The 12,001-nt window shown below is 45.4% G+C and carries 13 protein-coding genes; 12 read left to right on the forward strand and 1 reads right to left on the reverse strand.

Annotated features, from left to right (window positions below; translation table 11 throughout):
* The first annotated feature begins 15 nt into the window (after positions 1 to 15).
* The 4 genes from HYR79_01130 to HYR79_01145 all read left to right on the forward strand — a co-directional run bounded on the left by HYR79_01130 (position 16) and on the right by HYR79_01145 (position 2,190).
* Positions 16 to 870 (forward strand): sterol desaturase family protein, encoded by an 855-nt coding sequence (locus HYR79_01130; GenBank protein ID MBI1820290.1) that lies wholly within the window; start codon positions 16 to 18, stop codon positions 868 to 870.
* 59 nt (positions 871 to 929) lie between these two features.
* Entirely contained in the window at positions 930 to 1,283 is a 354-nt protein-coding gene (locus tag HYR79_01135) for a DsrE family protein (GenBank protein ID MBI1820291.1), read from the forward strand.
* Positions 1,284 to 1,451: 168 nt separating this feature from the next.
* The gene (locus HYR79_01140) at positions 1,452 to 1,688 is read left to right on the forward strand and encodes an SHOCT domain-containing protein (protein MBI1820292.1); all 237 of its coding nucleotides are present in this window, start codon (positions 1,452 to 1,454) and stop codon (positions 1,686 to 1,688) included.
* An 85-nt stretch (positions 1,689 to 1,773) separates the two neighbouring features.
* Positions 1,774 to 2,190 (forward strand): CoA-binding protein, encoded by a 417-nt coding sequence (locus tag HYR79_01145; protein MBI1820293.1) that lies wholly within the window; start codon positions 1,774 to 1,776, stop codon positions 2,188 to 2,190.
* Positions 2,191 to 2,303: 113 nt separating this feature from the next.
* Here HYR79_01145 and HYR79_01150 read toward each other — a convergent pair whose 3' ends face one another.
* Entirely contained in the window at positions 2,304 to 2,993 is a 690-nt protein-coding gene (locus HYR79_01150; protein ID MBI1820294.1) for a SurA N-terminal domain-containing protein, read from the reverse strand.
* 186 nt (positions 2,994 to 3,179) lie between these two features.
* Between HYR79_01150 and HYR79_01155 the strand changes: the two genes are divergently transcribed.
* The 8 genes from HYR79_01155 (at position 3,180) to dprA (ending at position 11,994) form a co-directional block, all read left to right on the forward strand.
* Positions 3,180 to 3,638: an RDD family protein gene (locus HYR79_01155; GenBank protein ID MBI1820295.1), complete on the forward strand. Its 459-nt coding sequence runs from the start codon at positions 3,180 to 3,182 to the stop codon at positions 3,636 to 3,638.
* 48 nt (positions 3,639 to 3,686) lie between these two features.
* Entirely contained in the window at positions 3,687 to 4,694 is a 1,008-nt protein-coding gene (locus HYR79_01160) for a rod shape-determining protein (protein MBI1820296.1), read from the forward strand.
* Between the two features lie 53 nt (positions 4,695 to 4,747).
* The gene (gene mreC / locus HYR79_01165; GenBank protein ID MBI1820297.1) at positions 4,748 to 5,641 is read left to right on the forward strand and encodes a rod shape-determining protein MreC; all 894 of its coding nucleotides are present in this window, start codon (positions 4,748 to 4,750) and stop codon (positions 5,639 to 5,641) included.
* A 3-nt stretch (positions 5,642 to 5,644) separates the two neighbouring features.
* Entirely contained in the window at positions 5,645 to 6,184 is a 540-nt protein-coding gene (locus HYR79_01170; GenBank protein MBI1820298.1) for a hypothetical protein, read from the forward strand.
* Positions 6,147 to 8,060: a penicillin-binding protein 2 gene (gene mrdA / locus HYR79_01175; protein MBI1820299.1), complete on the forward strand. Its 1,914-nt coding sequence runs from the start codon at positions 6,147 to 6,149 to the stop codon at positions 8,058 to 8,060. The genes HYR79_01170 and mrdA overlap by 38 nt, the downstream gene beginning before the upstream one ends.
* Position 8,061: 1 nt before the next feature.
* Entirely contained in the window at positions 8,062 to 9,177 is a 1,116-nt protein-coding gene (gene rodA / locus HYR79_01180; protein ID MBI1820300.1) for a rod shape-determining protein RodA, read from the forward strand.
* Positions 9,178 to 9,298: 121 nt separating this feature from the next.
* The gene (locus HYR79_01185) at positions 9,299 to 11,197 is read left to right on the forward strand and encodes an Rne/Rng family ribonuclease (GenBank protein MBI1820301.1); all 1,899 of its coding nucleotides are present in this window, start codon (positions 9,299 to 9,301) and stop codon (positions 11,195 to 11,197) included.
* A 5-nt stretch (positions 11,198 to 11,202) separates the two neighbouring features.
* Entirely contained in the window at positions 11,203 to 11,994 is a 792-nt protein-coding gene (gene dprA / locus HYR79_01190) for a DNA-protecting protein DprA (GenBank protein MBI1820302.1), read from the forward strand.
* Positions 11,995 to 12,001 lie beyond the last annotated feature (7 nt).

Here is a 12,001-nt window from a genome sequence, read left to right on the forward strand (position 1 = left end):
CCGGGGAGGCCAAAAATGCCAAATGAACCGCTTGTCCGGCTGACGGGTTTCTTGAGCACCTTTATCTTGTTGGCCCTCTGGGAAGTCCTGGCGCCGTGCCGCCCGCTGACCACCTCGAAGACGCAGCGCTGGTTTTCAAATTTGAGTATCGTCTTTCTGAATACTTTCGTTGTCCGCTTTCTTTTCTCTATCCAGGCGGTTGGGTTGGCTGTCATCGTTAATCAGAAAGGCTGGGGCGTACTTCATCTTCTGGGGTGGTCTGAATGGATGTCCGGGATTGCAGCGGTGGTCATCCTGGATCTCGTGCTGTATCTTCAGCATGTGATGTTCCATGCAGTCCCCTTCCTGTGGCGGATTCATATGATGCATCACGCCGACCTGGATGTAGATGTTACCACCGGCGCCCGATTTCATCCGGTGGAGATTATTCTGTCCATGTCTATCAAACTGGCCGCTGTGATCCTGATCGGCGCCCCGCCCCTGGCCGTACTCCTCTTTGAGGTTCTGCTCAATGGCACCGCCATGTTCAACCATAGCAATGTCCGTATGCCGAAGGGGCTGGATCTTGTCCTGCGATGGGTCGTCGTGACTCCCGACATGCACCGGATTCACCATTCCATTATTCGCGAAGAAACCAACAGCAACTTTGGGTTTAATCTCCCGTGGTGGGACAGGCTCCTGGGAACATACCGGACGGATCCTGAAAAAGGACAGGTGGGGATGACCATAGGGCTCGATCAGTTCAGGAATCCCGACCGGCTCACCCTTCCCTGGATGCTAATGCTCCCTTTTGTGGGAAAAACCGGAAGCTACCCCCTTGGTCGGGGCGACCGGCAGGCTACGACTGGCCGGGGACAAACCGGGGTCTGAGAAATTTGATCTGGCCCCTAACCGGGCTGCGCGTGAAAGCAAAGAAAGGAGATAGATCCATGGACATGATAACATTAATCATTCAAGACACCCCTTACGGAACCGAAAAACCCTGGAATGCTCTTCGTTTGGCCCAGGCGCTTATGACCGCGGAGGAAACCCGGCTCAATATTTTCCTGCTGGGGGATGGCGTGGGGATGGCCAAGCTGGGCCAGGAAGTTCCAGCGGGGTATTATAATCTCGGCAAGATGCTGGAACAGCTCATCGCCAAGGGGGTTGATGTACAGGCCTGCGGGACCTGCTGCAAGGTCAGGGGGCTTAAGACCGAAAATCTGATCCACGGGGTTGTGATCGGGGTCATGGCAGATCTGGCCCGCTGGGTCAAAGAAAGCAAACAGGTCATGACGTTCTAACCGGAAGGCGCTGGATCATACCTTTTCGCTTCTTTTAAAAGAGAGGTTGGCTTCCAATATGACTTGCGAATAAAGAAAAACCCTAAAACATTATGGATTGGCCAGGAGGTTAATCTGTATAATATCAGGAATGTAATAGGTTCCATCGGACGAGAGGGGGGCGAAACAATGATGTATGACGGCATAATGGGTGGAGGCATGGGGCTCTGGATGTTGTTCGGCACGGTTTTTTGGATCCTGGTGATTGCGGGGGGAATCCTGTTAGTGGTCTGGGCTGTGCAAAAAAGCAGTGGTGGAGAAGTCAGAAAATCAGAAGAGTCAGCCCTGGAGATTTTGAAGAAACGGTATGCCCGTGGGGAAATCCAAAAAGAGGAGTTTGAGGAAAAAAAGCGGAATATCTTGTAGAGAAACTATTTTATGGGATATCGTCGCTTACTGGCGGCCATAATTCTTGACGTCACCACTTTTTAAAGAAAATGGAGGATAAGGTATGGATCAGTCAAAGGAGCAGAAAATTTTGCAAAAGTATAAGACCATTGCTGTGGTAGGGCTTTCCACCAATTCAGAGAAACCGGCCCATTTTGTCCCTAAATACCTGAAAGAACAGGGATATACCATCATAGGAATCAATCCTTCGGCAAAGGGGGATATTTTAGGACAGAAGGTCTATTCCAGCTTACGAGAGATTCCTGAAAAAGTTGACATCGTCAATATTTTCAGGCCTTCCGGGGAGGTGCCGGGAATTGTAGAAGAAGCTATTGCCATTGGCGCGAAAGTGATCTGGATGCAGGAGGAAATTGTCCACCCGGAAGCGGCGGCGCGGGCAGAAAAAGCGGGGCTTGAAGTCGTCATGAACCGCTGTATGATGAAAGCGCACCGCCAAAGCCAGGCTGATTTCCTCCATTAAAATATTTTCTGACCGGACTAACCTGTTTCATCGGAAACCGGCTTGCGAAGCTCCTCCGTGAGAAGGAGTTTGAAGTCCATGTTGTTGTGAGAGAGCCTGCGGATTTGAAAAAGTTAACCTTCCAGATGTTCGTTTTTTATTTCAATCTCAGCTTTTGCTTTCAGGTTTACTAAAAAGCTTTGAACCGCTTTTTCCCGTTTTTGATTCAATTTATCTTTTGTGACACGCTCAATTTCTTCAGGAGAGGTCGAATTGACCGCTTCTTCCAGAGGACTCAAGGTTACGGAGTCCCGGATGGTTGAACGGATTTTTTCATAAAGGAGCTCTTTCCGTTGACTCTCTTCAAACAGAGCCGGTTTGAGATGATTATAGGCCAAGACTTGTCGATAAGTGGCTTCATCGAATACCTTATTTTTTTGAAAAAGCTCGTTATTCTTTAAAAGAGACCGGACCTCTTCGTCGGAAATCGTGATACCCATTTCCTTTGCGGCCATTTGCCAGAGTTTTTTCTCAATGAGACTATTGACCACGTTTTTTTTCAGGTTCATTTGTTTTAAAGTGTCTTCGTTAAATTTGTCTTTCATCATGGACTTATAAAAAGCGACTGTCGTACGATAAGAATCCTGAAACTCTTCCGTGGTAATAGGTTCGCCGTTCACTTTTGCCACATAATCTTTTTTATTTGATTTGGAGGTTCCAAACCCCCATCCCATCGTGATTACAAATGCGATTGCAATCATCAGCATGATAATGCGGTAAAACCATGGGTTTTCAATAGCGCTCTCTCTTAAAACCTTCAACATAGGCCTTTCCCTGTCCTTTCATAAGTTTGCTTTTTTTCTAAATAGCAGTTATATTTTAAAACAGATTCTTTAAATTAACAAGACTTGAATAATAATTTTGTTGAAACATCTCCCTTATTCTTATAGAATTCAGCGTGGCATATTAAATATACTTGTTTATTTAATCAGGGCGCAGAACAAAGAAAAATGGGAGTTTATGTCGATCAGACATCCGCATTGGAGGCAGTCTTTCCGAAAGCGGTTATTCTTCATCGGGTTATAGCCAAAGGGGTAGATTTTTTAATTTTGGCTATTTTTAGGCAGATTTTCCCGCCGACAGGAATCTATTTAAGTATTACCTATCTTTTAATTGCGGACGGTTTGTTTCACGGGAAAAGTATTGGGAAGTTATTGGTGGGTCTTCAAACGTTTGTGCCGCATAAAAATAAAAACGCTTCATTTCGAGAATCCATCATCCGTAATTTTCCCTTATTGATCGGGTATTTGTTTTTATTTATTCCTTACCTCGGGTGGATTTTTTTCTTCCTGATTATCGGATTTGAGCTATTATTAATGATAGGAAATGAAAAAGGTTTAAGAATCGGCGATGAGCTGGCGAAAACTCAGGTCCTTGACAGCGAGAGTTTTGAAATTAAAAATCTTTAATTCTTTGTACGGGGAGTGCGCGTGGGTTTAACAAGTAGTTTGTTAGGGATGTTTTCTAATGATTTGGCGATTGATCTTGGAACCGCAAATACCCTGGTCTATTTAAAAGGGAAGGGAATCGTGATCAATGAACCTTCCGTTGTTGCCATTGAGAAAAAAAGCGGAAGAGTGTTAGCTGTGGGCGCGGAAGCCAAGAAAATGCTGGGAAGAACGCCGGGAAATATCGTCGCAATTCGACCGATGAAAGACGGGGTGATTGCGGATTTTGAGATTGCCGAAAAAATGTTGAAGCATTTTATTACAAAGGCGCATAACCGAAGCACTTTCGTTCGTCCAAGAATCATTATTTGCGTGCCTTCGAAAATCACTCAGGTGGAACAAAGGGCCGTGAAAGATTCTGCCGAATTGGCTGGAGCAAGGGAAGTGTATCTGATCGAAGAGCCGATTGCGGCGGCGATTGGGGCAGGTCTTCCGATTGAGGAGCCTGCTGGAAATATGGTTGTGGATATTGGCGGCGGAACGACGGATGTTGCGGTCATTTCCCTCGCGGGCATTGTTTACAGCGAATCAGTGAAGGTCGGCGGCGACAAAATGGATGACGCAATTGTTAATTATATTAAAAGGAAATATAACCTGCTCATCGGAGATCATATGGCTGAATTGATAAAATTTGAGATAGGCTCAGCCTATCCTCCGGATGAACGAAAGACTTTTTCTATTAAAGGAAGGGATTTAATTTCAGGGATACCAAAGACACTTGTCATTGATGATGCGGAGGTGAGAGAAGCCTTAGCTGAACCGATTAGTGCGATCGTGAATGCCATTAAATTGGCTTTAGAGAACACGCCTCCTGAACTATCTGGAGATATTATTGATCGGGGAATTGTTCTAACGGGAGGGGGATCTCTCCTAAGGGGAATGGACATTCGATTGCGGGAGGAAACCAATCTTCCCATTATCACGGTGGACAATCCTCTTACGACTGTCGTGTTAGGAACAGGCACAGCGTTGGATTCACTCGAACTCTTGAGAAAAGTCTCAATCATGGCTCAATAGAGAGACCAGTTTAATTTCGCTCCCTTGTTTTTGTGGCTCCCTTTTACGGGCCTATGAGCATTTTCCGTTTTCAACGAAGCAATCGTTTTTATAAAAAACTTTTCCTTTCAATTTCCATTCTTCTGATCCTGGTGATCGGGGTTTCCCTGGATATAAGGAAGGCTGTTCCTTCCTATTTTCAAAATCCGATCTTATCTATTGGTTATCTGATCGAATTAACCGGAAATACGATTATTCACGGGATTTCAAAGGTCTGGACCCATTATATTGACCTTGTCGATACCCAAAACAGATACACTCGTCTCCAGTCCGAGGTTGAGGTTTTAAAAGGTGAAAACCTTCAACTCAAAGAAAGTCAGAAAGAAAACCTCCGTTTAAAACAACTTCTTGAGATTGCCCTTCCTGTTCCCCTGAAGCTCACAGCCGCTCAAGTCATCATGCGGGACCCGTCAAACTGGTACCAATCCTTGACGATTAATAAAGGAACCGATGCCGGTGTCCTTCCCGGCATGGGGGTCATTACCTTCTCCGGTATCGTCGGGCGCGTCTTGAAATCGGGCGCAAAGAGCTCGGTGGTCCTTTTGATTACAGACCGTAACAGCGCCGTTCCTGTTTTAATCAGCCGAAGCCGGGACGAGGGAATTTTAGAGGGGACCACGCATGGCCTTGCGAGAATCAAGTATTTGTCTTTAGATCTAAAACTTGAGGTTGGAGATCCCGTATTGACTTCGGGTCTGACCCCGACTTTTCCGAAAGGCTTGAAAATCGGAAGCGTTGTTAAAATTGACCAAAAAACAGAATTGGACAGAAGAAAATCAAAAGACTTTGTCTATGCGGGTCCATTTTTGTCGGTGGAAGTGGCCCCAGCCGTTAATTTTTCGCGATTGGAAGAGGTCATGGTCATCACTTCTTCCCCGGATGAGACTTCTGTTCAAGGGGAAAAATAAGAAATGAAGGTTTGGATTTATGCCTTAATCTTAATGATTACGATTCCGTTGCAGGGATTAATGGCAGACTACTTTTCTATTGGCGACATCAAACCGGATTTAGGTTTTCTGGTCATTTATTTTACCGGGCTTTTATTTGGAAACGCCTTTGGAGCTCTTGTTGGAGGAATTGTCGGATTGATTTCGGATGGTTTATCGGGCGGAACAGGGTTGGTTCAGATGGAAAGCGGAATTCTTCTGGGATTGACCGCAGGAATGATTAGAAAAACGTTATTGAATTTAAGGTTGTTTTTTAATTCCATTGTTTTATTTATTTTTTCTTTATTCCATAGTTTTTTAATTTTTACTTTTCTAAATTTGTCTTTGACAGGGAGTTCCATCCCTTATCCCTGGAAGGCTATTTTTTTTCCCAAGGGAGTCTATGACGCATTTTTAGGATCGTTTTTATTTTGGATTTTGATGAAATTTTTAAAAAATAAAGAGTTTTTTAGTGAGACAGGGGCGCTTGAAAGAATATCCTTCTTTACCTCAAGAAAATCTTAAAAAAATACAACGGAGAATTGTTTTTTTATTGATTGTCCTGGGTTTTGGATTCGGAAGCATTTTATTCCGATCCTGGTCGCTTCAGATTACCGCCGGGAGCTTTTACCACGAACAGTCTGAAAATAATCGGGTGAGAGAGGTGTTTATTCAGCCCAGACGCGGTAAAGTTTTCGATCGAAATGGGAATATTTTAATTAATAATGTGCCTGGATTTACACTCTATTTAATTCCCGAAGACGTGAAGAGTCGGGATTACGTCATTCATAAAATTAGCGAAGTTTTAGGGTTTACGGTTGAAGAGATTGAGAAAAAAGTATCTCAACGCCAGTTTTCTCCTTATTTGCCGGTTAAGATTAAAGACGGTCTTACCCTGAGGGAAGTGGCCCTGTTTGAAGAGGACCAGCTAGAACTTGCGGGTTTGAAGATTGAGGTGGAATATCAGAGAAACTATGTATACGGAAAATTAGCCGCCCATGTACTGGGTTACGTCAGCGAGATCAATGAAAAACAGATGGATTCTCCAGATTATGAAAACCTTCCGCAAGGCACCTTAATCGGTCAATACGGAATTGAAAAAAAATATGACCAATTTATTCGCGGAGAACCTGGAGAAAAAGGGATTGAAGTTGATGCTTTGGGGCATGAAATTAAAATTTTAAATATCAAGGAACCGGAGGGAAGCAAGGACCTTTATCTGACGATCGACCTGGATACCCAAAAATCGGCCGAAGAAGCCCTTGGCGATGAAGCCGGAGCTGTCGTCGCGATGGATCCCGGGACCGGGGATATTTTGGCTATGACCAGCCATCCTGGATTTGACCCTCAAAATCTTTCAGGGCGGATCCGCCAAAACGATTGGGATACCCTGATCAAGGACCCTTTTAAGCCATTAAACAACAGAGCGATTCAGGGAACCTATCCGCCAGGGTCAGTTTTCAAGGTTTTACTGGCAATCACGGCTCTTGAAGCGCACGAGATCGATCCCTCAAAACAAATTGATTGCCACGGGGTTTTCCCGTTCGGAAAGAGAGTCTTTAGGGACTGGAAAAAAGGGGGCCACGGGGCTGTTGATCTTCACCGGTCAATTGTGGAGAGTTGTGACGTTTACTATTATAAGCTGGGCGACCAGCTTGGGGTGGACCTGATTGCTGAACAGGCTCATAAATTCGGGCTGGGACGCGCGACAGGAATTGATCTTCCCTCGGAAAAGGAGGGAATTATTCCCTCTTCTGAATGGAAATTAAAAACCCGGAGAGAGCGCTGGTTTCCCGGCGAAACACTTTCGGTTTCGATTGGCCAGGGCTATGTCAACTTTACGCCCCTTCAAGCGGCCTATATGATGACCCAGGTGGCGAACGGAGGATACCGGTATAAGCCCAGGCTTCTTCGCGCCGTTTCCGGCCAGGAAACCGATCAACCGATTGTTTTTCCACCCGTTTTGCTGGACACCCATCAGATTTCAAAGAGAACTTTGGACGTCGTTCGTGAGGCGTTAAGAGGTGTGGTGCAGGAGCCTCATGGAACCGCTGGGACCGCCCGGTCGGAATATTTTGAAACGGCCGGGAAAACGGGCACCGCACAGGTGATTGCCGCGAAAGCCGGGGCGGGAGGCAATCTAAATTCCAAAATGTTGCCAAAATTTCTGCAGGATCATGCCTGGTTTGTGGCGTTCGCGCCTTATCAGGACCCAAAAATCGTGGTTGCCGTGCTCGTAGAACATGGCGGACATGGTGGATCTGCCGCGGCGCCGGTGGCTAAAAAAGTTTTAGAAGCTTATTTAGTTAAAAAACCGGACAGGAACCCCTCCGGGCCTTCCGACAGAGTGACTTTGGACGGACGGTCACAGAGCCGGATTCCCGAAGGCGGGGAGGACTAAAATGTTTGATAGACGCCTCATCACCAAATTTGACTGGAAATTTCTCCTGATTGTTTTTTCTATTTTATGTGTCAGTGTTTTATCGATTTATAGTGTCTCGGCATATAAGGAACAGATGAAATCGATGTTGTACGTGAAACAAATTTACTGGATCATGATTTCAATGATTGTTTTTTTTATTGCGGTTGTCATTGATTACCACACCATTTCCAGATACGCCTATCTCGTTTATGCGGTTGTCGTGATCCTTCTTTTGCTGGTGATGTTCGTGGGGAAGGTCGGGCTGGGGGCTCAAAGGTGGCTTTCCTTTGGTTTCATTTCATTTCAGCCGTCAGAGTTCTCTAAATTAGGGATTCTTCTTGTGCTGGCGAAATATTTTTCTGAAAACGCCCAGGGGAGCGGGTTTAGAATGACTCAATTGATTTTTCCTGTCGTTTTGCTGGGAATTCCGTTTTTTTTGGTTTTAAAACAGCCTGATTTAGGAACGGGACTCTCCATGACCTTTATCTTTATTTCAATGATGTTTCTCGTTGGACTTCGTTCCCGGTCGCTCGTCTTTATTGGTCTCATCTTTTTGATGCTTCTTCCTTTTTTATGGAATTTTTTCTGGCATCATTTAAAGAGCTACCAGAAAGATCGCCTTTTGACCTTTATTAATCCAACCGTCGACCCGTCGGGCACCGGGTACCATATTATTCAATCCAAAATCGCCATTGGGTCGGGGGGCATTTTTGGCAATGGTTTGTTGGGAGGCACCCAGAGTCAGCTCAAATTTCTGCCAGAGGGTCATACCGATTTTATTTTTGCTGTTTTCGCTGAAGAATGGGGATTTATTGGAATTATCGTTTTATTAGTTTTATTCGGTCTCCTGCTCCTTTGGGGAATAGATGTCGCTTTCAAGGCGAAAGACTCTTTAGGAACGTTTCTGGCCGCGGGGATTGTTGGGATGATAGGTTTTAATTTAATCGTCAACATCGGGATGACCCTGGGAATGATGCCGGTTGTCGGGGTGCCTCTTCCTTTAATGAGTTACGGAGGGACCGCAATGGTGACGACAATGGCGGCGTTGGGTTTACTGATGAATGTTAAAATCCGAAGATTTATGTTGTTTTATTAATTTTAAGCGGAAGGTTTCACGGAATTTACGTTCCGACCCTTCTATATATTTATCTTAAGAACAAAGCAAAAATCCTTTTATCTTTGGAGAGGAGGACTTATTTGCCTTGTAGGAGAAAAAAATGTCAATTGAGATTGTCATTAACGCGACTAATGAAGAGACGCGCGTCGCGATTTTAGAAAACAGAACGGTGACAGAATTTTATATAGACCGTAAAAAAGATAGAGGAATTGTCGGAAATGTCTATAAAGGGAAGGTCGTTAAGGTGTTGCCTGGAATGCAGGCTGCCTTTGTGGATATTGGGGTCGAAAAAGCGGCGTTTTTGTATGTGTCCGATGTTTCCTCAGGCGTTGAAGATTATGAAAAATATTTCTTGGAAGAGAGAAACAAAGAGGGCGAAGAAACGAACGGTGAAGAGGAGGTTATTCTCCCTTTTTCCGAGGAAGAATCCGCCGACCTTCAGGAAGAGCCGGAAAATATTTTAGAAGAAGTCCCTTCCGAAGTTCCCCCTTTAGACGACCCGACACCTGCTGAAACGGATTTTTTAACTCCCCGGGCTTTTGACGAGACCTCATTTCTTGCTCCGGCGATCCGGGACGAACCTTTAAACCAGACTGTTCCGAACGAAACAAATTTAACAGAGGCCGCTCCTGTTTCTGAGGTGGCCCAGGCACCGGTTCCTCAGGAAGTCGTGATCGATCCCTCATCGGGAGAGGCAAAAAAGGAAACCCCGGTTTCAACAACGAATAAGGTTCAATCCAGACCGAAACATCGGTCATCGAGGCATTTGAAAAACCGCCCGAAATCACGCCGGTCTCCTCGCTCGATCGAAGATCTGTTAAAAGAGGGCCAGGAAATTTTAGTCCAGGTGTCTAAGGATGCGATGGGGACAAAGGGGCCGAGAGTGACGACGTATGTTTCTCTGCCAGGCCGGTACCTTGTTTATATGCCGACAGTGAATCATATTGGCATCTCCAGGAGAATTGGAAGCGGTGAAGAAAGAGGAAGATTAAAAGAGATGCTTTACAGGCTTAGGAAGCCGGGTACGGGCTATATTATTCGAACAGTCAGTGAAGGCACCACGGAAGAAGAATTTAAATCGGATATGGAATTTTTGGAGCTTCTTTGGCAAAGCATGCTGAAGAAAAAAGAGAAAATGAGCGCTCCCGCTTTACTCCATATCGACCTGGACCTTATTTTCCGGACGGTCAGGGATCTTTTTACAAAGAAAGTGGATCGGCTGGTGATTGATTCAAGAGCCGAATACGAACGAATTAAAGATTATGCCAAAATGTATCTTCAAGAATTGGCAAGCCGTGTGGAGCTTTACACGAAAGAAGAGCCCATTTTTGACGCCTATGAGATTGAAACCGAGATTTCAAAAGCTCTTGCCCGGAAAGTTTGGCTCAAGTCAGGGGGATATCTGGTTTTTGACAGGACTGAAGCGTTGACCGTGATCGATGTGAATACGGGAAGATATGTCGGAAAACGAGATCTCGAGGAAACGATCCTTAAAACCAATCTCGAGGCTTTGAAAGAGATTGCCTATCAATTAAAGTTAAGAAATATCGGGGGGATCGTTACCATTGATTTTATCGATATGGAAAAAGAAAAAAATAGAGAGAAGGTTTTCCAATCCCTTCAGGAGGCGATGTCCAAGGATAAAGCCAGGATTAACATCCTGAAAATTTCGGAACTGGGATTGATTGAACTTTCACGGGAGAGGACCCGGGATGACGTCCAGAGGATACTTTGCGAGCCCTGTCATTACTGCGAGGGGAGAGGACATATCCGTTCGGCTTCCACGATCTGTTATGAAATTTTCAGGGAAATCAAACGGATCGGAAATTCTCCCCGCGAAAAGAAAGTTATCGTTACGGCTCATCCTTCAGTGGCTAATTTAATGTATGACGAGGAGCGGCAAGGGGTTGAGGATTTAGAGAAGGCCTTTAAAAAGAGGATTATCATTAAGCCGGATCATAACATGCATCTGGAACACTATAACGTGACTATGGTTTAAAATTGATGGATGATGAGCGGTACGAATGGATTGGATTAAAAAACATCAGCGGAATTGGTAACGTCCTTTTTAAACGTTTACTGGATGAAATCGGTTCTCCTGAAGCTGTTTTTTCATCCTCGCGAAAAGAACTGACCGGGGTGGACGGAATGCCTGAGAAAGCGGTCGATCAAATCCTTCATTTTAAGGGAAACGAGAAGGCTGTTACCGACGAATTGGAGAAAATCGATGTCCACCAGGTCTCTTTTATCCATTATTTTCATCCCCAGTACCCGGCCCCATTAAAAAACATTTATGACCCTCCTCCTTTTCTTTACATGACGGGGGAAATATTTAAACAAGATACCCGGGCTATTGCGATTGTGGGAACCCGAAAACCGACCCTGTATGGCAAACAGATCGCCAAAGCGTTGGGTTCCGATCTTGCGCGAGCCCAATTGACCGTCGTCAGCGGCTTTGCATTGGGAATTGATCAAATCGCCCACCAGGCGGCTCTGAGTTCGGGGGGAAGAACCCTTGCCGTTTTAGGGTGTGGAATCGATGTGAACTACCCGTTCGGGGCGGTGCCACTTAAAGAAGCCATTAGCGCCCAGGGAGCCGTAATGACCGAATTTCCAATGGGAATGCAGGCTTCTCCAGAAAACTTTCCTAAAAGAAATCGTCTAATCAGCGGTTTATCTCTGGGTGTGGTGGTCGTTGAGGCGACGGAAAAAAGCGGGTCGCTCATTACGGCCTCTATGGCTTTAGAGCAGGGAAGGAGGTCTTTGCCGTTCCAGGATCCGTTCATAGCGAGCTGAGCAGGGG

The sequence above is a fragment of the Nitrospirota bacterium genome, assembly GCA_016178585.1.
Lineage (GTDB): Bacteria > Nitrospirota > Nitrospiria > JACQBW01 > JACQBW01 > JACOTA01.